Below are 24,268 nucleotides of genomic sequence, written 5' to 3'. Positions count from 1 at the left end.
CGGGACGGTGCGGCCGACGGTGCCGCGGGCGCCTTCCCGGACGGCCCTGCTCTCCCGAAGCTATGGCGAAGTGACAAGTAGCTCTCTGTAATCAGAGTGACGCTCGGTCAGGGATAGTGAGGCGGGGTCCGGGGCTTCGCCGACCTGGAGAGCGGCGAAGCCGGCGTGGGCCGCATCGACCGCTTCGGGGTACGCCTTGCGCTTGGCGTACTCGGCGAGCGCCCGGTAGACGCTGGCCACCGAGGGGTTCTGTCCCTTGCGCTTGCCGGCGGAGATGATCAGGTCGGGCTGGATCTGCTCGACGGACTCGCCGCCCGCACGGCGCCGTAGCACGGTATGGAGCATGTCGTCGGTGGTGACCGGGGGCCGGCCGCCGTACTTGCCCTTGCGGGCCGCGGTGTCGAGCCCCTCCAGCGTCGACTCGCGGATGTTCTCCCGCTCGGTCTCCGCCATCGCGGCGAGGAACGCGAACAGCAGATCGCCAGGGCCGGTGGGGTCGTAGATGCCGGGCAGGGGTCCGGCGAGCATCTCCAGTACCAGGCCGTGGGCGGTGAGGTGGTCGGCGAGCGCGGTGAGTTCGGCGGCGTCGCGGCCGAGGCGCTTCATCTCGTACACGGTGAAGATGACCCGGCAGTGCGGGGCTGCGTCTTGACTTCCCGAGCCGTACGGAGGGCCTCCTCGAACCGGGGGCGGACCCGCACGCGGGTGCTGATCTTCTCGCTGAAGATCTTGTCCCTCGGGACGCTGTGCTCGCTGAGCGCGTCGAGCTGGGAGTCGAGTTCCTGCCCGAGCGTCGAGCAGCGGGCGTAGCCGATGCGGCTGTCCGCGCTCGGCAAGTCCGGGCCGATCGGCGCCGGCGGCGGGGTGCCCGGCCGGCCCGGGCCGCGGTCGGCCGGGGTCGGCACCCGCAGCGCCTTCTTCAGCCGGGCCACCATCGTGAAGCGGCGGGTGTGGTACGCGGAGGCGACCGCGCCGCCGCGCGAGCGGCACGGCGAGCCGGGCTGCGCGTCACACTTCGGACAGGCGTGCTGCTCGACGTCGTCCGCGTCCGACCGGTCGGCCGGGGAGGGCTGCTGAGGGTCCGTCATGGGCCCGGACTTTCGCACAATGCAAGTCTCAGAAGGGGGTCCGTCCCGCTGTTGAGTGAGAACGGATTCTGCGAACGAATCCGGGATCGGCGGGGGTCCGGCGGCCCATGATTCATCTTGCTCGCGCAAAGGACCGTTTGTCAGAGTGACGTGCGGCATTGGCGAAGCCGGAGAGTGTCCGCCGTTACTTCGAGCCGTTCCCCCAGGCGGTCCCGCGAGCTGACGAGTCTCCGTCGGCGAGGCGCGGCGTTGAGCCGCGCTGCCGCTTCGTCGGAACGTGGGCACCATGCCGGGCCGTACCAGGCAACGACGTCGGACGGCTCGAACGCGCGAGATATTGGTGATCAGGTGCGTGGGGTGGGGCTCTGGGTGTCGGTGAGGGCGGCCAGGGCTTTGGCAAGGTCAGGTACCAGGTCGGCCGGGATGCGGTCGAGCACGCGACGTCTGGCGCTGGCGAGGTGGGTGGGCTGGGCGGCCTGCATGGCAGTGAGTCCGGCATCGGTGAGGACGGCCTCACTTCCACGCGCGTCCTGGCCGTGGCGCTGCTTACGGACCAGGCCGTGGCCGGAGAGCGCGTCGACGACGCGGGTGATGCGGGAGGGGGTGAGGCCGGCGGCCGTGGCGAGCGCGGACATCCGCAGGCGCCGTCCCGGCGCTTCGCTGAGCAGCAGGAGGACGGCGAACTCGGTCATGGTCACGCTGGTGCGGGCCATGTCCTCCTCCAGCACGCGGGGCAGGGAATGGACCAGGCGCCCCAGGCTCTGCCACAGCAGCGATTCGTCCGGGGTCAGCGGGGCGGGTTCGTTGTCTGCGGGCATTCCTCCACTCTACTTGACGAGGCAAGCAAATAGTGTGATTGTTGCTGAAGCAAGCAATAAGGAGGTTCGAATGAGTCCCCCCACCGCCCCGCCCGTGGGCTTCGCGCACGCTGAGGCCGAGGTCAACGGGGTCCGGCTGCACTACGTCGTCGGCGGTCAGGGGCCTGCCGTGGTCCTCGTGCACGGCTGGCCCTTCAGCTGGATCGAGTGGCGCCCGCTGCTGCCCCTGCTCGCACAGGAGGGATTCACGGTGATCGCGCCGGACCTGCGCGGCTCGGGCGACTCGGGCATCCCGGCCGGGCACTGGACCAAGCGGGAGGAAGCCGAGGACCTGCACCAGCTGCTGCGGCATCTGGGGCATGAGCGGGCCTTCGTCGTGGGCACCGACATCGGCACCATGACCGTCCACGCCTGGGCGCAGGCATACCCGCACGAGGTGGAGCGCCTGGTCCTCAGCGAGGCGTTCCTGCCCGGGTACGGCCTGGAGGACCACATGAACCCCGCCACCGGCGGATCGTGGCACTTCGGCTTCCACGCCCAGAGCGACCTGGCCGCCATGCTCACCGCCGGCAAGGAGGAGCCCTACCTCACGGGCTTCTGGTCGATGATGACCCGCGGCGGGGTCACCGCCGCCGACCGCGCTGACCTGCTGCGCGTCTACACCCGCCCCGACGCGATGCGCGGCGGCTTCGAGCACTACGCCACCCTCGTCCCGGACGGGCGGGCGGCCCGCGCCGGCGGCCGGCTGACGATGCCGGTCCTCATCCTCAACGGCGAGCATGGCCTGCCCCAGAACGTGCTGCTCGACGGCGCGCGCCAGGCCGCGGCCGACGTCCGCGCCGACATCGTCCCCGGGGCCGCGCACACCTTCGCCGCCGACAACCCGGCCTGGACGGCCGACCGCCTCGCCCGGTTCTTCACCACCACCCCCGCCGCCTGACCCGCGGCACGACACCGCACACGGAGCACGCACCATGCAGATCCTCGTCATCGGCGCCACCGGCTACGCCGGCCGCCGGGTCTCGGCCGCCCTGGCCCGCGCCGGACACACCGTCCTGGGCCTGGCCCGCGACACCACCACGCCCGCCGCCCGTGACCTGGCCGTCAACGAGGTCACCCCCGTCGAAGGCGACTTCTCCCAGCCCGAAACCTGGCGCGGCCACCTGGAGGGCACCGACGCGGTCGTCCACCTCCTCATGGACATGAGCGACCCCGTCGGCAGCGACCAGCGCCTGTTCGCTGAACTCCTCACCGCCCAGGAACGCGACGGACGCCGCCGGCACCTGGTGTTCACCACCGGCATCTCCTCCTACGGCCGCACCGGCCTGCCGCTGATGGACGAGAACACCCCTGGCAACCCCGACAGCCCCATCGGCTTCCGTTTCACCCTGGAGAAGGAACTGGCCGCCTCCGGCCTCGCCCACACCGTGGTACGCCCTGGCTTCATGTACGGGGGACCGGCCACCACCTCCATGACCGGCCAGTGGTTCGCCGCCGCCGAAGCGGGAAGCCCCGTCTTCTACGGCGACACCGCCAAGCGCTGGAGCTGGGTCCACGTCGACGACCTCGCTGACGCCTACTTCCGCATCTTCGACCGGCCCGAAGCCCTCGACGGCGAGGTCTTCGTCATCGCCGACGACCAGCGCCTGACCGCCCTGGACATGCAGTACACCGCCGTGCGCGCCGCCGGATTCACCGGTGAGATCACCCTGGCCAGTGCCGAGGAGGGCGGCATGATGCAAATGGCCGCCGACCAGGACGAACTCGTCTCCAGCGCCAAGGCCCGCCGCCTGCTCGGCTGGCGCCCCCGCCACGCCTCCTTCACCGACAACCCCGCCCAGCACTACCGCGCCTGGAAGACCGCCCAGAACACCGGCCGGTAGAAACACCGGCCCCTGCAAGGCTCACCCCTCGTCACCGACGGCGTCCTGTCGCGCAGGGGCCGCAGGCCGCCAAGGTAAGGGGTCTTCAGGATGCCGACCCGGCAGCACCGCCCGCCGCCGACCGAGCGGATTCTGCCTCGGGCGCGGTGCGGGGGCCGGGCACCGTCGCCGCCCCGGCGGCGGTGAGGCCGAGGTAAGAGTTCATGTCCGACTCGAATCGGCCGTAGGGGTTCACGTGGGTCAAGAACAGCGGGGACAGGGCCCGCCGGTCGGCGTCGGTGAGCCGCTTCCGCCACTTCTCCTCGCTCAGGATGTCCTGGAGCAGCAGGGTGTTGACGTGCACCAGAGCGGACTGGAGCAGGTGCAGCGCGAGCATCGAGACCTCCTGGGACTCCTTATCGGAGCCGGTCAGGTCGCCGTCCTCGCCGTGGAACAGGTCGTGGTTGGCGGAGTTCTAGTTCTCCACGGCCTGGAGGCCGTCGTTGGTCTCGCGCCGCAGGCCGGCGTCGGCGAGGTAGTCGCAGATGAACGCCGTACGCACCGCCCGCCCGAGTTCCTCAATCGCCCGGTAGGTGGGGTGCTTGGGCCCGCCGTGGGTGAAACGCCGCAGGACCTGCTCGGCCTCGGCGGTGCCCCGGCGCAGGGCGGTGGTGTACTTCACGATCTGGTCGTACTGCTGGCGGATCAGGTCCCAGTCGATCGTCTTGGTCGACAGCACCGGCCCCAGGTTCGGCCACTTCTCGTCCTGACCGGCCGCCGGCCGGTACAGCCGCGCCGAGCCGACGTTCTCCAACCGTGGGAGCAGGTTGAAACCGAGCATGTGCGCGAAGGCGAACCCGACGATGGAGGCGCCGTGCGTGTCGGTGTACTGCCGGTCGATCTACACGTCCGTGCCGTGCCGCAGCACGCCCTCGATCATCGCGGCGACCTCGGAAGCCGAGCACGATTTCAGCTGGCTGTACACGCACAGCGACTTCTTCTCGACGTGCCAGTAGGTCATCACCCCGGGGCCGCGGTACCGCTGGTGCCACTCCGTCATGAAGTTGCTGGACCAGGAGCCGAACTTCTTGGAGTCGCTCGCGCAGGCGGTGCCCTCGCCCCACCACGCGGCATCGCGGGCGGCGAATATGGAGTTGACCAGCCGCACCAGCGCAGAGCGCAGGTTGGCCCGGTTGACGAACAGGTGCCGCACCCACCGCAGCACAGCCTCGCTCTCGCCGTGCTTGCCGGTGACCGCGACCCGCGTGATGCCCATGTTCGTACCCGGCGCGAACAGCACCAGCAGCAGCCGGCGCCGCAGCACCGCCTTCGGGACCGCCTCCCTGGTGGCGACCGAGGTGAACTCGGACGTGAAACCGGTGGCGAACTCGGCCTCCTTGAGGATGTCGATCAGGTCGATGGTCCCCCAGCGGCGTTCGATCTCCGCCTTCAAGGCGACGAGGTTCTCCCGTTCCTCCTGCTTGCCCAGCGGCGAGACCTTGATCCACGGCTCGCCGTGCCGACGGACGATGTCCACCCCGACCGTGGTGCCAGCTCCAGCGCGGTATCGAAGCGGGTCAGCGCCTCGCGCAGCCGCTTCTGAAGGGCCTCGATCAACTTCTCCGGGTCCTGCGGCTGGCGGATCGCGTCGTAGCGCACATCACGGTTGTCCTCGAAGTCCGGCGGCAGATCGTCCTCCGGATTCCGCCACCGGTTCGCGCCCGGCACTCAGATCTCCCGACGCCGCAGCGCGTCCCGCAGGCTGACCAGCACGCACAGCTCGTACGGGAGGCGCTCGACCCGGTCGCGCTCATCCACCACCGCCTTGCGCCATTCCTCGTGCACTACCCCGCCCAGCGGGATCTTCTCCGCCACGTCGAAGAACGCGCCCTCCTTGGCGATGGGCTGGTCCAGATACCGCTTGAGCAGGTCGATCGCGTCCATCACCGGCCGGTAGGCGGTGTTATCGCACATCAGCTCCAGCGCGTTCAGCAGCGGCGAGAGCATCCGCCGCCAGTGGCTTGAGTACGACGAGCGCAGCACCGTACGCACCCGGGCCCGGTAACGGGCCTCGTTCGCCGCGGCCTCCGCCGCCAGCGCCTTCAGCGTGGACTCCCCGGCCACCGGATAGATCACCTTGCGGACCGTGCCGCCTGGCTCCGCGACCGCCGCCTCCGCCAGCCGCAGCAGGATGCCCTCCTTGCCGCGGACCCGCTTGCGCTCCTTGCTGAACTCGCCCTCGACCTTCTTCTCCGCCCGCGTGTTGATCTCCTGTACGAGCTGGATGAACAGCTCCACCAGCGAGTCGGTGATCTCCGTCTCCCGTACGTGGCACAGCGTCGACAGCAGCGTGTACCGCACCGGCCCGGCCGCCGCCCGCAGGTAGGGAACTCCTCAGACACCCTCTAGGTCGGACTTGAGATCGCTCACGGAATGTTGTGCCAGAACCCGATCTTCGCGGACGGAGCCGGGCACCCAGCCCGTCGGCTCCCGCGTCCACGGCGGCGGCCGTCAATGTCGGGTAGTTCACCGACAACACCTCTGTCCCGGGGGCGTTGTCCCGGTGGGGCACCGCCCGGCGCGGCCCCACCGGCCTCCTCTGCGGCGCCCTGCCGGCCACCACGGCGGGCGCCTCCTCCTGGGCCAGCTCCTCCCGATACTGCTCCAGGCCGATCACCCGGCGCCTGAGCACCTCCTCCGCGTCCGCCAAGGCCGCGCGCGCCCGCTCCGGTTCGGCTTCGAGTTCCTCCGCCAGCACCGCCGCAGACGTCTTCCGCGCCTCCAGAACCGCCCGCATCGACAGCATCCGCCACCCCCACGACACCTCTGCCAGCAACGAGCAGAGACTCCTGCGACAGCTGCATTCTCATGCCCGACCAGCTAAGAGGCCGTTTCAGATGGTGTGTAGGAATTGCTGCTGCTACCGCGTTCCTACCTGTCTACGGCGTTGGGTGTGCTGGAGTTGGGGCAGGCTTCCGCATGCTCAATCCTTCGTCCAAGCCCCTCGCTGTCGATCAGCGCGGCAACCGGCTGGTTTCATTCACGCTTGGCGCCGAAGATGTCCTGCCTGGTGGGGCTCCCATGCCCATGGCTCTGACTGCCTTGTGGCACCGCGACGAGGTCGTTATGGTCTACGACCGGTTCCGGGGGCAGTGGGAACTACCTGGTGGCCTGCTCGAGCCCGGGGAGAGCCCTCGCCAGGCGGCCGTTCGTGAACTTGCCGAGGAGAGCGGTCAGGTGTCCGGCACTCCTTTGCAATTCGTCGGCTATGCCGGATTCCTGTTGGGTTCTCCACAGCGCGCCGAATACGGTGCCCTGTTCACCGGCCGCGCCCTACGGCGCCGCGATTTCGAGGCCGATCGCGAGATCGAGGCGATGCGCTGGTGGGATCTGAGCGCACCCCTGCCTGGTCGTGTATCCGGCATCGACGTCTACCTCGCCCGGCTCACTCTGCCCGCCGGTTCGCACTGAGCCTGCTGTGCTGCCCGGCGAGCCGGCGGTAGCTGATGAGGGCTGCGGCGATGCCGACGAAGGCCAGGAAGTGCTCGGCCTTGCGCTCGTAACGGCGGTGCAGCCTTCGGCATCCGGCCAGCCAGGACACGGTCCTCTCGACGACCCAGCGGTGGCGGCCAAGCCGCTTGGAGGACTCGATGCCCTTGCGTGCGGTGCGGTGGCGGTTGCGACGCTCGCGGAGCCATTTCCGCAGGTGGTTGTAGTCGTAGCCCTTGTCTGCATGGAGCTTGGCCGGGCGTCGGCGGCGCGGGCCGCGGCGGGAGCGGATGGGCGGGATGCCCCGCACGAGCGGCTGCAGGCCGAGGCTGTCGTGCGTGTTGGCGCCGGAGATGTCCAGCGACAGCGGCACGCCGTTGCGGTCGGTGATCAGGTGAATCTTCGATCCCGGTTTGCCACGGTCGGTCGGATCCGGTCCGGTCAAGGGCCCCTTTTTGCCGCCCGCACGCTGACGGAGTCGATCGCGCACCGCGACCAGTCCAGCTCACCCCGCGCGCCGAGTTCGTCGAGAATGGCCCGGTGCAGCCGGGCCCACACCCGTTCTCGGCTCCACTGGGCGAAACGCCGGTAGACGGTGGGCCAGGCCGGCCCGAACACCGGCGGCAGCTGCCGCCAGGTACAGCCCGAGGTGGCCACGAAGACGATCCCCGCCAGGCATGCGCGGTCACCGGCCCGTCGGCGGCCGCCGCCCTGCGCGCGTATGACCTCCGTCGGCGGAACCACCCGCCGCAACAGCGTCCACAACTCGTCCGGCACCAGCCGCTCGATCAGACCCGTCATGCACCGTTCAACGAGCGATCGCGCCATCAGAAACGGAGTCTAAGAAGCCACCGCATGACTGGCTCGTCCACGGCTGCGACATGACGGCCGGTGACCTGGAGGACGCCATCTGCGACGGGGCGGTCGCGGCATTGACCACCGTCCGCGCCGAGCACCCCGAGACCGGTCCCGTCCTCGACGAATTCGCAGTCGGCCGACGGGCGCCGGCCCGCGGGCATGTCCGCTCCGCTCGGCCGCGGCACATCGTTTCGCACAGAACCTGTGTCGGGTGGGTCTGCTACTGCGCGCACGTATCGGGTGCGGCGTGCCCGGCGAAGCGGTCACCGATCCAGGACAGTGTGTCGGGCTGGGCGGGGATGAGGACACCGTTGTGGTCGAGGCCTTCGTAGGTCCGGTACTCGACGGTGGCGCCCTTGCGGCAGAGCCTGGCCTCGAGCTCCGCTGTGTCCGGGGGTGTGGTGAGTACGTCGGCGGTGCCCTGCTGGAGGAGTACGGGTCCGGCGACGGGGAGCGTTCCGGGGTTGTTCCGCCTCAGGTAAGGCTCGATGGTGCGCGCGGCGCCGGGGCGGACGAGCGCGTCACCGGTCAGGTCGCTGTAGCTGGCCTGTATCACGCCGATGCAGTCGGTCCTCAGTGTGTTCAGACGGGCCGTCGCCGTGGGGGTCAGTACCTGCGACGGGCGAAGTCCCGGCAGGCCCGCCGCCGCCCCGGCGACGATCATCGGTACGAGCCCCGATGCCTCCGGCATTTTCGCGGTCCGGGTGAAGAGGCTGGTGAGGTCGGCGGCGGGTGCGATGGCGGCGAGGCCCCGGTAGCCGTGGTCGGGCCTGCCCCGCCGTTCGCGTTCGGCCATCAGCTCGCCGACCCCCAGTACCGCCTGCCCACCCTGCGAGTGGCCCAGCGCGACCCATTCGCTGCCGAGTCCGCGCACGGCCGTGCGGGCGGCGGGCAGCGCGTTGACGACATCGTTGGCCTCGGCCCGCTTGGAGAGGAACTCGTGCCGGCCGTCGGTGCCCAGCCCCGCGTAGTCGGTGGCGACCACGGCATAGCCGGCGCGGACCAGGGACTGCAGGTGCTCCCCGTACTGGAGGTCCTTCATCAGCGACGGTGCGCAGTTCCGCCCGACCCCGCTCGCGCCGTGCGCGTCGGCGATCACCCGCCAGCCGCCGGGCGGCGGGTCGCCCGCAGGGGTCAGGACCACCCCTGTGGCGGCGACGTCCCGGTCCTTCGCACTGCGTGAGTGGTACAGGATGCGCGTCGCGCGTATGCCGGAATCGAACTGGTATTCCTGAGCCTTCTCGGCGCGGACGAGGGTCCCCGCCGGCGCGGGCGGCAGGTCGGGCGGCAGGTCGTAGAAGGACGTCAGGGGCAGGGCATTGGCCTGCTCCGCCGCCCGCGCACGGTCGATCCTGCACTGCCGGTCACAGTCGTCCGCCGTCGCGGCGGCGGGCTCGGCCAGCACTCCTGTGAGCGTCACGGCCGCGGCGAGCGCCGCGATCCGCCGCCATGCGGCCGCCGTCCGGTGACTCCTCGCCCTCCAGGGCACTGTCGTCTGCGTAGACATGTCTCGACTTTCTCTGTGTTCGCCAGTGGTGGGTGTGTGCGGCGACGGCCGGCGTCGAGCGAGGCTTTCGGCCGACCGTCCGGATGCTGGCTACCGCCCTGTCCAGACAGTCCCGCGAGTCTCGTACTCCAGCGTCTTCTCCACCGCCAGGGCGGCGTCCGAGCCGAGTTCGCGATGGAGCAGCCACAGGCCCAGCTCGAGCCCCGAGGTGATACCTCCGGCGGTGACGAGATCGCCGTCGTCGACGACGCGGGCGTCCTTGAGGATGCCGCCCTGCGCTTCGAGATCCGCCTTCGCCAGGTGGTGGGTGGTACAGGGACGTCCCTTCGTCAACCCTGCTGCGGACAGCAGCATCGCCCCCGAGCAGACCGAACTGATCGTCAGCCCTCTCCTGGGTGCGGCGGCGAGCGCCCGCGGCAGGACGCCGCGCTCGATCTCCGCCCACACACCGCCTTCCCGGCGTGCGTATCCGCCTCCCGGCACCACGATCACGTCAGCCTGCTCCGGGGACCACCGGTGCTCGACCTGGAACCCGGTGCCGTGGGCAGCACGGACCAGTCCGGGACGTCCCGTGGTGACGTAGCGGACCGCGACCTCGTCCCCGCCGTTCGAGAAGACCCCGTAGGGAGCGATGCAGTCCAACTCCTCGACCCCGTCGAACATCACGATGTCGACGCGCAGCGCTCCCTCACGCCGAGGTGCGGCCACGGCTCGCCCGCCGCTGGTGGCTGTTGCGGCCAGTGTGCCTCCGGCCAGGGTGGCCGCGCCCGCCGCTGTCGTCCGGCGGAGAAAACTTCTGCGTTCCAAGGCAGTGCCTCCTGCGTTCGTCGAGTACCTGGCCCGGCAGGGCCGTGGTGCGTGGGTTCGGTTGATGCCGACGATGTAGTAGTCGGTCCCCGTGGCGGCTGAGTTCCCACGGCGTCGTCCGGGAACGGCCGACACGCTCCGCGTGGCGCATACCGACGGCCGGTCACACCGACTCCCGCTCGGATGCCGGGTGGGGCCCTCGACCAGTTCTGTCTCATTGCGGTGGCCTCAACCACGTTCGATGTGTTGGGCGGTGACAGCAGGGCGGTGTTTGCGCACGGTGCGGCGTCGATGGCCCGCCGGGCGGTCAGGAACGCCGACGCACGCACCTCCTGCACCAGCGCCGCCGCGTGCGCGGACAGCGCGGCCGCGAGCGCGGCGCCGCCCTGACCTGGGCCCACGGCCGCCGCGACCAGGATGCCGGCGATCACCGGGCGGCAGCGCGTCGGCGATGTCGACGGCCCCCGCGGCCGCCCGCGGCAGGAAGCCCAGGGCCGGCGCGGGCAGCGGACTCGCCACGCACACCGTGGCCGCCGTGCCGACCGTCGAGGCCGCGCCGTGCCCGAGCCGGGCCGAGACGGGCCCGAGCGAGCAGCACGCTTGTCGTACGCACCGGGCGGTGGGCAGTGGGCCGAGGCCGCCCCGCGTGCCTGGCCCCGTCCGCCGGATGCCAGGATTGAGATTCATGTCTGCCGGCGGAACTCTGCGTGTCCTGCGGGCCGCGATGTTCGCGGCCGTCTGTGTCGTGCTCGCCGCCGCCAGTCACATGCTCATGTCCGGTGCGGGAGTGCCCTGGTGGGTGCTTTCGGCCGGCGCCGCCGTGGTCGGTGTCGTCGGCTGGGCCCTCGGTGGCCAGGAGCGCCGGCGCCGTACGGTGGTCGGTCTGACCGTCGCCGTACAGACGGGTCTCCACGTCGCTTTCACGCTCGCGCAGTCCGGCGGGCAACGGCCGTCCGCGTCGACGGCCTCCAGCACGCAGAGCGTTCAGGAGTGGGCCAGGTACCTGCTCTGCGGTACGGACCCGACCCCGGCGGAGGCGGCCCGGGCGTACGACATCGCGGTGCAGGCCGGTCTGCTGCAGCGCATGCACCATGCACCCGGGCACGACGCCGGCGCCATGACCTCCTCTGGTCATGACATGACCGCCGTGACTGACATGCCATGGATGGCAGGCATGCACGACATGGGCCATATGACGGGTACCGCCTCGTGGGGCATGCTCGCCGCCCACCTGCTGGCCGCCCTCCTGTGCGGACTGTGGCTGGCCCAGGGAGAACGCGCGGTCTTCGCGCTGGTGCGGGCCGGCGCGGACCGCGTGTTCGTACCGCTACGGCTCGTACTCGCCGTCTTCGTACCGCTGCCGCGTCCGCCCGCCTTCCGGCCCGCCCCGCGGGCCCGGCGGCGTCTGCGGCAGCTCCTGCTCGTCCACGCCCTCACCACCCGGGGGCCTCCCGGAGAGATCGCTGTCCTCTGACAGCCGGAACACCGCTGCCGCCTCCGCGCGGCGGCGGTCTCCCGTGCGCGCGTCCGCGCGGACGGATCTCTTCACCCGTACGGCGGCCGACGACCTTTCGGAACCGCTCTCCTCGATTCGGTGCCGCCGTGCGGGTTCTTCGAGGAAGGACCACGGGACGATGAGCTCTGCCCTGCCCACCGTGACCGACGAGACGATCACCGATTGGGCGCTCGCCGCCGCCGACGGCGACAGCGAAGCGGTCGACCGCTTCGTCCGCGCACTCCAACGGGACGTGCGCCGCTACGTGGCGTACCTCGCGGGCGACGCGCAGGCCGCCGACGACCTCGCCCAGGACACGTTCCTGCGGGCGCTGACCGCACTGCACCGGTTCGAGGGCCATTCCTCGGCTCGCGTCTGGCTGCTGTCGATCGCCCGCCGGGTGGTCGCCGACAGCCTGCGCCTCGCGGCCCGCCGCCCGCGAACGGTCGGCACCACCGACTGGGAGGGCGCCGCCGAGCGTGCCCAGCCGACCGGCCTGCCGGGCTTCGAGGAGGGCGTCGCCCTCATGCAGTTGGTCGACTCCCTGCCGCGCGACCGGCGTGAGGCGTTCGTGCTCACGCAGCTGTACGGACTGCCGTACGCGGAGGCCGCGGAAGTGGCCCGGTGTCCGGTGGGCACCGTGCGCTCCCGGATATCCCGGGCCCGGCTGAACCTGGTCGCGATGATGGCGGACGAGCACGACACCACCTGCCGGACCGAGGCCGCCGTGGCCTGAAAGCAGTAGGCCGCCGTTTCGGCCGGGGCCGGGCCGCCGGGCCCGGTCACCCGCCGGAACGGCAGCACGGTTCCGTGCCCATGTGCGCTCCCCAGTGCCTGTCCACTGGAAGCGCACGCGGGCGCGGACGACGCCCCGGTAGTGACCCGTTCACCTCGGCGCGCGTGCGGGGAACTCCCACAGGCCCTGCCCCGACTCCTGTGCTGCACCCGCCGAACAGGTCGGTGATCTATTGGTGTGAAGAGGCGGACCAGCACGCCGGAAAGCCGGATACCGCCAGACCCGCAGGTCAGGCCGCTGGCCCAGCTCGCGAGACGAGACCGGAATCCGATACCGCCGCCGGAACCGACCCGCCCTCGTCGTCACGCAGACGGCCGAGGAGCACCGCGGCCGCTCTTGCCCTGCTGGTCCCGGCCGGCCACGCCACTGCCGCGCCCGTGCGCGAGCCCGGCCCCGGCACGACCGCTCCCGTGCGCGAAGTGCTGGCCACGCTGCCGGTGCGGGAGGAGAAGCGGGCCGCCATGAAGGTAAGGAGCTTCTTCAGCGGTGCCGCTCCAGGGTGAGTACGGCGGGGCGATCGACGTCATGCGGTTCGGGTTGCGGCGGGCGTGCGGGAGATTCGCCGGGACTGGGGGCGGGCGACGCCGCTGGGCATCGCGGGAGCTGGAGCACGAAGGGTGCCTGTCCGGCATCTGCCGGGCAGGCACCACGGCCGACGCCCCTGGGCGGGCCCCGCGCCTCGACGCCCGGCACGAAACCGAACCGGGCCGGAACGTCCTCTGAGAGGCCGAGGACGGCGGCGATGGCGAGGAAGGTGCCTGTACGCATGGGGCCTCCGTGTGATGTGTGCGGCGCCTAGGGCGCTCCTGACGGCTCTTGGTCGGACATCATCCGGCCGGGTGGCACTACGAGAGACGGCTCGCGAGGCGTCGGCTGACTCATCGGGCCCGCCCGCAACCGTCCGGGGACGGTCTCAAGAGCCGTCAGAAACGGCCTAGGGGCGGCGGCGGACCAACCACGAGGCTCCTGCGGCGACCGGGGCGGGAGGGGCTTGTCGGCGGCCGGGGCGGGAGCGGGGAATGAGGGAGGGGCCCCGCACCTGGCCGGTGCGGGACCCGGGGGATCAGCGGTGGTCGCTGTACTGGGTGGGGGAGGCCGGCGCGGCTTCCTGGGGCGGCAGCGTCGGGGCGGTCGGGCCGAGCTTCTCGCCTTCGATGTCGACGTGGGGCAGGAAGCGGTCGATCCAGCGGGGCAGCGTCCACGCCCTCTTCCCGAGCAGCGCGAGGACCGCCGGGACGAGGGTCATGCGGACCACGAAGGCGTCGAAGGCGACGGCGATGGCGAGGCCGAAGCCGAGGGCCTTGATCATGGCGTCGTCGGCGCCGATGAACCCGGCGAACACGCTGATCATGATGAGGGCGGCGACGGTGACCACGCGCGCGCTGTGCCGGAAGCCCTCGACGATGGCGGTGCGGGGGTCGGCGCCGTGGACGTAGGCCTCGCGCATGCGGGTGACGAGGAAGACCTGGTAGTCCATCGCGAGCCCGAAGACGATGCCGACGGTGAGGATGGGCATCAGGCTCATGATCGGGCCGGTCTGCTCCAGGCCGAAGAGGTCCTTCAGCCAGCCCCACTGGAAGACGGCCACCAGGGCGCCGAACGAGGCGAGCACCGACAGGATGAAGCCGAGCGCCGCCTTGAGGGGCACCAGGACGGAGCGGAAGACCAGGATCAGGACCAGGAAGGCCAGTCCGAGGACGAGCAGCAGGTACGGCGCGAGCGCGGCGGTGAACTTGTCGGAGACGTCGATGTTCGAGGCCGTCTGGCCGGTGACCAGGCTCTGCGCGCCGGTTTTCTGCTCCACGCGGTCGGCCAGCTGCCGGATGTCGGTCACCAGGGTCTTGGTGGCGCTGCTGGTGGGGGCGCTCTTGGGGATGACGTTGATGATGGCGGTGTCGCCGGCCGGGTTGAACGCGGCGGGTGCCACCGCCGCGACGTCCTCCAGGGCGCCCAGGGACGACTGCATCTGCTCGGCGCCGTCCTTGGCGGTGGCCGCGTCGTCGTCGGTGACGGCGATGGTCAGCGGGCCGTTGAAGCCCGCTCCGAAGGACTCGGCCAGCATGTCGTAGGCCTTGCGCTGCGTGGACGAGGTGGCCTGGGAGCCGTCGTCGGGCAGGCCGAGTTCCAGCTGGGTGGCGGGCAGGGCGACGACGCCGAGCGCGACCACCGAGATGACCGCTGCCTTGAGCGGCTTGCGCAGTACGGCCTCGACCCAGCGGCGGCCCAGGGGCGCCTTGCCGGTGGCGGTGCCGCCGTGCTGGGCGTTGTCCGCACCGGCCGCGGAGGAGGCCGTGCGGCGGCCCGCCCGGCCGAGGACCCGCTCGGGGGCGAAACCGAGCAGCGCGGGAACCACGGTGATGGCGACCAGGACCGCGATGGTCACGGCTCCTGCGGCGGCCAGGCCCATGGAGGTCAGGATCGGCATGTTGACCACGGCGAGGCCGGCCAGCGCGATGACGACGGTGATGCCGGCGAAGACGACGGCCGAGCCGGCGGTGCCGTTGGCGCGCGCTGCCGCCTCCCGCGCCCCGTGGCCCGCGGCGCGTTCGGAGCGGTACCGGGAGACGATGAACAGGGCGTAGTCGATGCCGACCGCGATGCCCAGCATGGTGGCCAGCGCGGACGTGTTGCCGTTCAGGTCGAAGGCCGCCGTCAGGGCGGTGATGGCGGCCAGGGTGATGGCGACGCCGAGCACGGCGGTCACCAGCGGTATGCCGGCGGCGGCGAGCGAGCCGAAGGTGACGACCAGGATGACGGCGGCCAGCGCGAACCCGATGACCTCGGCGGCATGGCTCGTCTCCGCCGGGGCCAGGGCGCTGCCCGACGCCTCCACGGTCAGGCCCGTCCCGCGGCCGTCTTCCAGGGCCGCCTCGAACCGGTCGTGGTCGGCGTCGGTGAGGTCGGTGGCCTTGGCCTGGTAGGTGACCTGGGCGTAGGCGGTGGTGCCGTCGGCGCTCACGGTCTGGTCGGTGAACGGATCACTGACGAAGGCGACCCGGCTCGAGGAGTCCTTCAGGTCCCCCAGCACGCCGGCGACGTCCTCGCGCGCGGACGCGGCGGTGATCTTCTCCCCGTCCGGTGCGCGCAGCACCACCCGGGCACTGGCGCCGTCGGCGTTGGCCGAGGGGAACTTCTCCGACAGCAGGTCGAACGCCTTCTGGGACTCGGTCCCGGGCACGCTGACTTCGCTGTCGGCGGTGCCGCTGCTGCTGCCGGCGGCGGCACCGACCACGCCGAGGACGACAGCCCACAGGAGGAGGACCAGCCAGCGCCGCCCGAAGGCGAAGCGGCCGGCCCTGTGCAGGAAAGTGGCCATGAGGTATGCAGACTCCGATACAGAGGAGGGACGCCGAACATGTGATGAGCGCGGGGTCCTGCAGAGCAGCTCAGCCTCCCCAGGACCCCGCAGCGCGCACTGGCCTCGTCCCCACGGGCAAGTGGCACGCGCCCGGCCGCGCACGTTCCCCCACGGCCGGAGACCTCCCGTCCTGTGCGGGCCTCGCTGCACGCACACCGTGGGCGCCAGGTCGAGCAACCGGGTCGGAGAGGCCCTGTCCCCTCGTCCTCACTGACGGAGAGGCACGGCACCCGGTACGGGGGTGGTCCCGGCTGCCGCTCATCCATGATCAGGCGCCACCTTCACGACAGGCGTCGGCCATTCGGCCTCGGCTGTGCGAGCGCTGTCGGCCATTCGGCCGACAGCGACAGGCGGGCGCTCATCCTTAGGCTGACCCCGTGGATTGGGAAGTTCCGTTTACTCCGGCTGTCAAGCGCCTCGTTGCGGGCGTTGTCGTGCTCGTCTTCGCCCTGAACTGGCTCGCCGACCTCGCTCTGCTCGGCGCAAGCCCCGATCCCTGGCGCCCGGTGACCAACTGGGTACCGGCTCTGGTCACCGGCCCCGCCCTGATGGCCGGGCTGGCCACCACGCGACGGGGTCCGTCGCTGCTCGTCCGCGTGCCGGTGATGATCACGCTGTCGATGACCGTCACCGTGTGGTGCCTGATCACTCCGCAGCAGCACGCCTCGATCGGTGCCCTGGAATGCGCAGTCTTGCTGCTCACGATGATCCGCGTGATCGGCCAGGTCCCGCGCACCGCCACAGCGGCCCTGTGCGCGACGGGCCTGGGACTGGCGGCCCTGCTGACCACCCTGCGGCCCCGCACGGCCGATGCCCTCGTGGTGGGGAGCTACGTCCTCACCGTGACCGCCACCGTGTGCGTGGCCCTCGGCTGCGTCATCCGGACCGTCGAGCTGCGTCGCCGGCGCGCCATCCAGGACGTCCGCCAGGCCGAGCGCCTGGCACTGGCCCGGGACCTGCACGACCTCATCGCCCACCACATGACCGGGATCATCGTCCAGGCCAACGCGGCCGCGACCATCCACGCCACCGCACCCGAGAAGGTCGAACCCATCCTGCGGGCCATCGCCCGCTCCGGCACCGAGACCCTGGACTCCATGCGCCGGCTCGTGCGCGTGCTGCGCGAGGACAACCACACCGCACTGCGCCCTGGTGACCTGCTGAGCGAACTCGCCCGGCTCGTCACCACCTACTGCGCCACCGCCGTCGCCGGCGCACCCGAAGAGCAGGCACGGCTGGAGGCCACCGTCGCCGCCCGCACCGCCTCACTCAGTCCCGAACTGGAGATCTCCGTCTACCGGGTCGTGCAGGAAGCCCTCACCAACGCCCGCCGGCACGCCCCCCGGTCCCAGGTGACCGTCCGCCTGGACGCCGACGACACATGGCTGCACGTCACGGTCATCAACACCGCCTCGCCCGGCCACCACTCCACGCCCGCGGGCGGGAACAGCGGGTTCGGCCTGATCGGCCTGCAGGAGCGGGTCGAGGCCCTGGACGGGACCTTCACCGCCGGCCCTGTCACCCACGGAGGCTGGCAGCTCAAGGCCGCCCTGCCCCTCCCGCTCCGGACACCGGACACTGCACCGCTGTGACCACCCGTCGGCGAGACCGGTTCAGGGACGGGGCCGGACGACTCCGTGCTCCCACGCCCACGCCGCCACCTCGACACGATTACGAGCGCCGAGCTTGGCCTGGATCCGCCCCAGGTACGTCTTGACCGACGACAGGGACAGGAACAGGTCACCGCAGATCTCCTGGTTGGTACGCCCCACCGCGACCAACCGCACGATCTCCAGTTCCCGCTCACTCAACGCGAAAGCACCGGCATACTCAGTGACCGCCTCCTGGCGCGTCACGTGATCCATCTGCTTCAGCAGCCGCACGGTCACCGCCGGCGAGACCAGCGCGTCCCCGCGGGCCGCCGCACGGACCGCTTCCACCAGCAGGGCGGGCGAGGCGTCCTTCAGCAGGAAACCACAGGCACCGTTGCGCAGCGCGTCGCGCACGTAGTCGTCCTGATCGAACGTCGTGATGACCACCACGTTGAACGGGTCACGCGCATCCGGCCCCGCCAGCCGGCGGGTCACCTCCAGTCCGTCCAGACGAGGCATACGGATGTCGGCCAGCACCACCTGTGGCCTCAAACGGCGTGCCAGAGCGACGCACTCGACGCCGTCGGCTGCCTCACCCACCACGGTGATGTCCGGCTGCGCGTCCAGGATCAGGCGGAATCCGGCCCGCACCAGCTCCTGGTCGTCCGCGACCACCACGTCAATCTGCGCATCGACCACACGCCGTTCCTATCACGACTCGAAAAAGCGTCTTCACGAGCGGGCGGTCCCGATCCACGGGCCGACCCGTTGCTCGCACGGAGCGCTCCCGGCGGCTGCCTACTCGGACGCCGGCCAGCAACTGCTGAGCGCGTATCCAAAAGAGGTGCGCGTAACGGGCGCTGAGGCGGTCCGCGGTAGTGGATGTTGACATGGCCCTCGCCGGGTGTTCGATCGAGGTGTCAGCAACGTCCGCCCACCCGGCGAGGTTGTGGTCAGTGTGCCCCGCCCACCGTGTTCGCCAATGGATCCGACTCCGAACGCGAGAAGCTACGCGGGCTGCTGCGGGGGCCGTGGCGGTCGGCGACGCGGGCGGTGATGGTGCTGCTGTCCCTACACGGGGCCTGTCACCGGCACAGATTGCTCTGCTGGTGGAGTGCGACCCGGCCACGGTCCGGCGATGGATCGGCCGGTGCAACACCGGCGGGGTGGACGCCCTGGCCGACCTGCCCGGGCCGGGGCGTCCCCGGCTGGGCAGCGCACGGCTGACCGAGCGGATCACTGCCCTGCTGCAGCGGCCCGGACCGTGGACCGTGCCCCGGCTCCACCGCCACCTGGGCCGGCCGCGCCTCAGCCACCGCACGCTCTACCGGCGGGTGCGGCAGGTCGCCGTGTGGCGCCGTCCCGCGCTGATCGCCCGCGGTGACCGGGCACGTGCCGGGAAGGTGGCCGCCATCACCCGCCGGCTGCGAGCGCTGCCGCTCAGCACGGTGGTGTGGGTGGCGGACGAGACCCATGTGCACCTCCTGCCGCACATACGCGCCGGCTGGACGCTGCCCACCCACCGCCCGCACATCCCCACCCCGGGCAAGAAATGACAGCTCACGGTGCTCGGCGCGCAGGTGAAAACAGGCACCTTCCACTACCGGATCGGCCGCCGCAGCGCGGCCGATTTCCTCGCCCTGCTGCAGGAGCTGGTCACGGCCTTCCCGCACGCCCCGGCGGTGGTCGTGCTGTGTGACAACGAGTCCATCCACCGCGCGCGGACCGTCCGCGCCTTCGTGAGCGCCCACCCCGGGTGTGCACCTGTGGTACGGCGCAAGCTACAGCCCGCACGACGGCTCTGGGCCCCGCTGAAGGCATTCGTCGCCAACACCGCCACCACCTGGCCGGGCCACAGACGACAGGTCCACGCCTACTTCCGCCCCCGCTCACCCGACCAGCACCTGACCACCGCCGCCCCATGGACCAGCCCCTGGTTCCCGAACAGTTACCGACAGAAATTCTGGAGTGCCGCTGAGACACGACCAGACTCTGCTCCGGCGGCCCCCGTCCCCGTCGGAGCAGCGCTTGCCGTACAGGCCACCCGCGGAAGCCGGCCCCGACCGGCTTCCGCGGGTGACATTGATTCCCACCATGCGGGAGGGCGCTGCAGTACTGGTTGCAGCGCCCTTTGCAGTGAGTGCGGGAAAGTGCCGTCCACAGACGGGAGTCTGCACGGCGCCATGTGGGTTACGTTGGCTCTGCCCCCGGTAGGGAGTCGGTGATGGACCATCACACATCGTCCACGAAGCTGCGCTTTGCGGTGCTCGGCCCGCTGCGGGTGTGGCGTGATGGGGCGGAGCTGAACATCGGCCCGATGCAGCAACGGGTCGTGCTGGCGGTACTGCTGCTGCACGCCAACCAGCCGGTATCGCGGGAAAAGCTCATCGACGCCGTATGGGGAACGACGGCCCCGGGACGCGCGGTGAACCTGCTGCAGCGGCATGCCGCCGGGCTGCGCCGGGTGCTCGAGCCAGGTCGGCCCGCCCGGGCTCCGTCCCGGCTGCTGTCCTGGACCGAGGCCGGATACATGCTGACGGTGCCGGCCGGCCGACTCGATCTGGAGATGTTCACCGCACAGGTCGCGGCGGGGAGGGCGGCCCGGGCTGCCGGGGACCTGCCCGCGGCGGCTGAGGCGCTGCACGGTGCACTGGAGTTGTGGCGGGGCCGGCTCTGCGAGGGCCTGGCCGGTCCGCTGCTGGAGGCCGAGCGGGACCGGCTCGCAGAGCACCGGCTGGATGTGCTGGAAGAACGCCTCGAGACCGATCTGGCGCTGGGCCGGCACGCGGAGGTGGTGACCGAGCTGGCCGGGGTGGTGCGCGAGCATCCGCTGCGGGAGCGGCTGCGCGCCCAGCAGATGCTGGCCCTGTACCGGTCGGGGCGGCAGGCCGAGGCCCTGGCGGCCTACAGGCAGGCTCGGGCACTGCTGGTTGACCAGCTGGGCATTGAGCCCGGCCCGGAACTGCAGAGCTTGGAACAGGCGGTGCTCACCGCCGACCCCGCCTTGGCTCCGCTCGCCCCGGAAGGCGCTCCTTCGGGGCACTCGCGGTCGGCGCGGGTGCCGTGCCTCTTACCCGGTGACGTGGCCGGGTTCACCGGCCGGGAACGCCAAATGGCGTGGCTGGACCGGTTGACGGTTGCGGACCAGGCCTCGACGACGGCGGTGATCGGCCTGGTCTCTGGCACTCCAGGGGTGGGCAAGACGGCACTGGCGGTGCACTGGGCCCACCGGGTCCGCCCGGCCTTCCCCGACGGGCAGCTGTATGTGAACCTGCGCGGCTACGACCCCGAGCAGCCGATGACCGCGGGCGAGGCACTGGCCCGGCTGCTGACCGCGCTCGGCCTGCGCGGCCAGGACATCCCCCTGGACGTGGACGACCGGGCGGCTCGCTACCGCAGCGAACTGGTCGGGCGGCGAATGCTGGTGGTACTGGACAACGCCGCCGCGGCCGAGCAACTCCGTCCCCTGCTACCCGGCACCGCCACCTGCGCCACCCTGGTGACCAGCCGGGACGCCCTGCCCGGCCTGGTCGCCCTGCACGGCGCCCACCGCCTGGTGCTCGACCTGCTGCCCGTCGACGACGCCCAGGCCCTGCTGCGGCGACTGATCGGCTCCCGGGTAGAGGCCGAGCCGCAGGCCACCGCCACCTTGGCGGAGCTGTGCCGACGGCTGCCGCTGGCGCTGCGGCTGGCCGCCGAGCTCGCCGCCGCCCGCCCCCATCACAGCCTGACCGCCCTCGCCACCGAGCTGGCCGACCGGCAGCGACGGCTGGACCTTCTGGCGGCCGATGAGGAGGTCGGCGCCGGTGTACGGACGGTGTTCTCCTGGTCCTACCAGCGACTGCCCGCCGACGCAGCCCGCGCCTTCCGCATGCTCGCCCTGCACCCCGGCCCCGACTGGAATGCCCACGCGACCGCCGCCCTCACCCACACCAGCCTTGATACGGCCCGCCGCCTTCTCGACCAACTGGCTCGCGCCCACCTCATCCAGCCCACCGGCCCCGACCGCTACACCATGCACGACCTGCTGCACGCCTACGCCGCCGAACTGACCATCACCACCGACCCGGAAGGCGACCGGCACATCGCCCTGACCCGCCTGTTCGACCACTACCTGACCACCGCCACCACCGCCACCACCAGCCTCGGCCATCACCGAATAGACCAACGGCCTCGGCTTTTCCACCTCACGCCGGTCAGTCCTGCCCCGCCGGTCGACGCACCGGATACCGCGCGGACCTGGCTCGACGCCGAACGCGCCAACCTGGTTGCCGTCTGCGCCCACGCCGCCCGACACGGCTGGCACCACCACGCCCTGGACCTGGCCGCCACCCTGTTCCGTCACCTAGACATCGGTGGGCACTACACCGTCGCGCTGACCATCCACAGTCATGCTTGCGACGCCGCCCGCCACACCGGCGACCACAGTGGCGAAGCGTACGCGCTGATCTTTTTGGGCTTGGTCTATTGGCGGCAGGGCCACTTCCAGCAGGCGACCGACCACCACCGCCGGGCCCTGAACCTCGCCCGGCAGACCGGATACCGGGACGGCCAGGCCCACGCACTGGCCTTTTTGGGCTTGGTCTACTGGCGGCAGGGCGAATTCCAGCAGGCGGCGGGCCACGAACGTCAGGCTGCGGACCTCTTCCGGCGAACCGGAAATCGGGACGGCCAAGCCCATGCACTGATCTTCCTGGGCTTGGTGTACTGGCAGCAGGGGCACTATCAGCAGGCGGTCGATTACCACCGTCAGGCTACGGACCTCTTCCAAGAGACCGAGAATCGGGACGGCGAGGCCTACGCGCTGACCTTCTTGGGCTTGGTGTACTGGCAGCAGGGACTTTACCAAAAGGCGGCCGACCACCACCGTCGGTCCCTGGACCTTTCCGTCCTTCTCGGCAACCGGGCCGGCCAGGCCTACGCGCTGGTCCACCTGGGCATGGTCTATTGGCGACAGGGGCACCATCAAGAAGCGGCCGACTACTACAGCCGGGGCCTGCACCTCTTCTCGGATCTGGGCAATCGGGATGGCCAGGTCCATGTGCTGGCTTGCCTGGGCTTGGTCCATTGGCGGCAGGGGCACTATCAGGAGGCGGCCGACCACCACCGTCGGTCCCTGGATCTGGCCCGGCAGACCGGCAACCGGGTCGGCCAGGCCAACGGGCTCACCTTCCTGGGCTTGGTCTACTGTCAGCAGGGGCACCATCAGGAGGCGGCCGACCACCACCGCCGAGCCCTGGACCTCTCGCGGCAGACCGGCTACCGCCCTTGTGAAGTCGAGGCGCTCAACGGCCTGGGCGAAGCGCTGCAAGCGAACGGCCAGGCGGCGCAGGCCCGTACCTGGCACACCGAGGCGCTGAACCTGGCTTCCCAGACCGGTGACCGCTATGAGCAGGCTCGCGCGCACGCGGGGATCGCCACCACCCACCACACCGCAGGAGACATCCCCCAGGCCCGCCGCCACTGGCAGGACGCCCTGGGTCTGTACGCCGACCTCGGCGTCCCCGACGCCGACACGGTTTGCGCCCAGCTGGCCGCCCTTGCCCCACAGGAGGCCAATCCGGCTGCTCCGTCCTGAGTGCACGACTTCGCCCCGGCGCCGGGTGACGCGCTGGTGCGCCCTGGACAGGCACCGGTACGCCGCCGCAAGTCTTGCGGCCCCAGTGCCGTACCCGAATTTGCAGGCTTGAGCAGCCGTAGGCGCTGATTCTCAGGGCCACGTGTGATTGACGGGGTGCGTAACCAGAGCTTCCAGATTGAGTTCGGCGTTCCGTGGCCGGTGGTACTCATATATGCGAGGGCCGGTGCAGTGGGCCCTTGATGCGTTGGTACCGCATCTGATGTGAACCTGCCTTCTCCGGCCGGAGACTCGATGGCAGGTGCCCGGGGCGGAAGCCTGAGGTTCCTGCGCCGGGATTTCCCGGTGTCACCCGCGTGCGCCGGGCGGAGAAATAGGGGGAGACGGCGGGATGTGCGCTGGCGTGCGCCGATGGCGGGGAGTCATCGGCCGTTGCGCACCGGATGACTTCCTACGGCGTTCCGTGGATATGTCCCTGCGCGCACCAAAAGATCGAAGCGATGGTCCAATGCGGGCGCCACATTCTTCGGGTTCGCGGGCGGGATTTCCGGCAGGCGAAGATTGTCGATATGTGCGATGGGTGCATATGCGCCAATGGAGGCATGAGTAAAACGGAACGTGCGCATGCGTGGCGGCTCGGGTCCGGCCGTCATGGTCCGGCGGTGCGGGGCCGGCGCCCAGGGTGCGGCGTCCGGCCGTGCGGGTGGGCGCCGGTTCGGTGGCGGCCGGGACGGCTTGGACGGGGAGGCGTTCGGCGGCGAGCTGGGCGCATGGCGCGGGCGGCAGCGCGGTGTCTTCCGTGCGGGACGTCGCGGTGGGTATCGGTCCGGTGCCCAGTGGGCAGGCGGTCGGTAGTCACGGCCGGATTCTCGCCCGGGGCGGGTTTGTCTTCATCGCAGGCATCGCCGTGAGCGGCGCGGCGGCCCAGGGCACGCCGTGCGAAGCGGTGAGCTCCCGGCACGATGACTATCTAGACAGGCATGCCCGGGCAGGTTAGAGCGGAAGCTGCCGACGAGGCGG

Annotated in this window: 17 protein-coding genes and 2 pseudogenes; 9 read left to right on the top strand and 10 right to left on the bottom strand. The window is 71.0% G+C overall.

The features are described 5' to 3' along the window. Positions 1-60 precede the first annotated feature (60 nt). The 3 genes from IEZ04_RS35690 to IEZ04_RS30250 form a co-directional block, all read right to left on the bottom strand. Positions 61-606 (bottom strand): recombinase family protein, encoded by a 546-nt coding sequence (locus tag IEZ04_RS35690; RefSeq protein ID WP_268245702.1) that lies wholly within the window; start codon positions 604-606, stop codon positions 61-63. Beyond that, entirely contained in the window at positions 603-1,088 is a 486-nt protein-coding gene (locus IEZ04_RS35685; RefSeq protein WP_268245701.1) for a zinc finger domain-containing protein, read from the bottom strand. The genes IEZ04_RS35690 and IEZ04_RS35685 overlap by 4 nt, the downstream gene beginning before the upstream one ends. Before the next feature lie 344 nt (positions 1,089-1,432). Beyond that, complete coding sequence (locus tag IEZ04_RS30250) at positions 1,433-1,906, bottom strand: MarR family winged helix-turn-helix transcriptional regulator (RefSeq protein WP_189220184.1); 474 nt, start codon at positions 1,904-1,906, stop codon at positions 1,433-1,435. A 70-nt stretch (positions 1,907-1,976) separates the two neighbouring features. On the opposite strand from IEZ04_RS30250, the gene IEZ04_RS30245 reads away from it, so the two are divergent. After that, on the top strand, positions 1,977-2,846 hold the full coding sequence (locus IEZ04_RS30245) for an alpha/beta fold hydrolase (protein WP_189220183.1): 870 nt from the start codon (positions 1,977-1,979) through the stop codon (positions 2,844-2,846). A 34-nt stretch (positions 2,847-2,880) separates the two neighbouring features. Then, the gene (locus tag IEZ04_RS30240; protein ID WP_189220182.1) at positions 2,881-3,789 is read left to right on the top strand and encodes an NAD-dependent epimerase/dehydratase family protein; all 909 of its coding nucleotides are present in this window, start codon (positions 2,881-2,883) and stop codon (positions 3,787-3,789) included. Between the two features lie 85 nt (positions 3,790-3,874). Here IEZ04_RS30240 and IEZ04_RS35330 read toward each other — a convergent pair. Further along, a pseudogene (locus IEZ04_RS35330) lies at positions 3,875-5,305 on the bottom strand (Tn3 family transposase). 191 nt (positions 5,306-5,496) lie between these two features. Then, positions 5,497-6,129, bottom strand: a complete 633-nt coding sequence (locus IEZ04_RS30220) for a hypothetical protein (protein ID WP_189220180.1) — start codon at positions 6,127-6,129, stop codon at positions 5,497-5,499. Positions 6,130-6,747: 618 nt separating this feature from the next. Here IEZ04_RS30220 and IEZ04_RS30215 point away from each other — a divergent pair. Then, complete coding sequence (locus IEZ04_RS30215) at positions 6,748-7,239, top strand: NUDIX hydrolase (protein ID WP_308429845.1); 492 nt, start codon at positions 6,748-6,750, stop codon at positions 7,237-7,239. Here the strand turns inward: IEZ04_RS30215 and IEZ04_RS30210 are convergent. The 3 genes from IEZ04_RS30210 to IEZ04_RS30200 all read right to left on the bottom strand — a co-directional run bounded on the left by IEZ04_RS30210 (position 7,214) and on the right by IEZ04_RS30200 (position 10,429). Then, positions 7,214-8,058, bottom strand: a protein-coding gene (locus IEZ04_RS30210) for an IS5 family transposase (protein WP_373296380.1) whose coding sequence is annotated in 2 segments (ribosomal slippage) — positions 7,214-7,704 and positions 7,704-8,058 — 846 coding nt in all. Because the reading frame shifts where the segments join, the coding sequence is not laid out codon by codon here. The genes IEZ04_RS30215 and IEZ04_RS30210 overlap by 26 nt on opposite strands. A 277-nt stretch (positions 8,059-8,335) precedes the next feature. Further along, a complete protein-coding gene (locus tag IEZ04_RS30205; protein WP_189220179.1) occupies positions 8,336-9,622 on the bottom strand; it encodes a lipase family protein in 1,287 nt (428 codons plus the stop codon). 90 nt (positions 9,623-9,712) lie between these two features. Further along, positions 9,713-10,429: a DJ-1/PfpI family protein gene (locus IEZ04_RS30200; protein WP_189220178.1), complete on the bottom strand. Its 717-nt coding sequence runs from the start codon at positions 10,427-10,429 to the stop codon at positions 9,713-9,715. Positions 10,430-11,114: 685 nt separating this feature from the next. On the opposite strand from IEZ04_RS30200, the gene IEZ04_RS30195 reads away from it, so the two are divergent. From IEZ04_RS30195 to IEZ04_RS35680, 3 genes are all read left to right on the top strand, one after another. Further along, on the top strand, positions 11,115-11,903 hold the full coding sequence (locus IEZ04_RS30195; RefSeq protein ID WP_189220177.1) for a hypothetical protein: 789 nt from the start codon (positions 11,115-11,117) through the stop codon (positions 11,901-11,903). 160 nt (positions 11,904-12,063) lie between these two features. Next, positions 12,064-12,660, top strand: coding sequence for a sigma-70 family RNA polymerase sigma factor (locus IEZ04_RS30190; RefSeq protein WP_189220176.1), 597 nt, complete (start codon positions 12,064-12,066; stop codon positions 12,658-12,660). 437 nt (positions 12,661-13,097) lie between these two features. Then, positions 13,098-13,223 carry a hypothetical protein gene (locus IEZ04_RS35680; protein WP_268245700.1) on the top strand — a complete coding sequence of 42 codons (126 nt, stop codon included), beginning with the start codon at positions 13,098-13,100 and terminating at the stop codon, positions 13,221-13,223. Positions 13,224-13,783: 560 nt separating this feature from the next. On the opposite strand, the gene IEZ04_RS30185 is transcribed toward IEZ04_RS35680, so the two are convergent. Further along, complete coding sequence (locus IEZ04_RS30185; protein WP_189220175.1) at positions 13,784-16,036, bottom strand: MMPL family transporter; 2,253 nt, start codon at positions 16,034-16,036, stop codon at positions 13,784-13,786. 476 nt (positions 16,037-16,512) lie between these two features. On the opposite strand from IEZ04_RS30185, the gene IEZ04_RS30180 reads away from it, so the two are divergent. Continuing rightward, positions 16,513-17,670, top strand: a complete 1,158-nt coding sequence (locus IEZ04_RS30180) for a sensor histidine kinase (protein ID WP_189220174.1) — start codon at positions 16,513-16,515, stop codon at positions 17,668-17,670. A gap of 21 nt (positions 17,671-17,691) precedes the next feature. On the opposite strand, the gene IEZ04_RS30175 is transcribed toward IEZ04_RS30180, so the two are convergent. Then, complete coding sequence (locus IEZ04_RS30175) at positions 17,692-18,369, bottom strand: response regulator (RefSeq protein ID WP_189220173.1); 678 nt, start codon at positions 18,367-18,369, stop codon at positions 17,692-17,694. 273 nt (positions 18,370-18,642) lie between these two features. Here IEZ04_RS30175 and IEZ04_RS35870 point away from each other — a divergent pair. Both IEZ04_RS35870 and IEZ04_RS30165 read left to right on the top strand, forming a co-directional pair. Continuing rightward, positions 18,643-19,646 (top strand): annotated as a pseudogene (locus IEZ04_RS35870) (IS630 family transposase); the annotation flags it as partial. A gap of 248 nt (positions 19,647-19,894) precedes the next feature. Beyond that, positions 19,895-23,248, top strand: coding sequence for an AfsR/SARP family transcriptional regulator (locus IEZ04_RS30165; RefSeq protein WP_189220171.1), 3,354 nt, complete (start codon positions 19,895-19,897; stop codon positions 23,246-23,248). Positions 23,249-24,268 lie beyond the last annotated feature (1,020 nt).

The organism is Streptomyces ruber (assembly GCF_014648075.1).
Lineage (GTDB): Bacteria > Actinomycetota > Actinomycetes > Streptomycetales > Streptomycetaceae > Streptomyces > Streptomyces ruber.
Note: the sequence above shows the minus strand (reverse complement) of the source record. Positions and strands in the feature narration are given on the sequence as shown.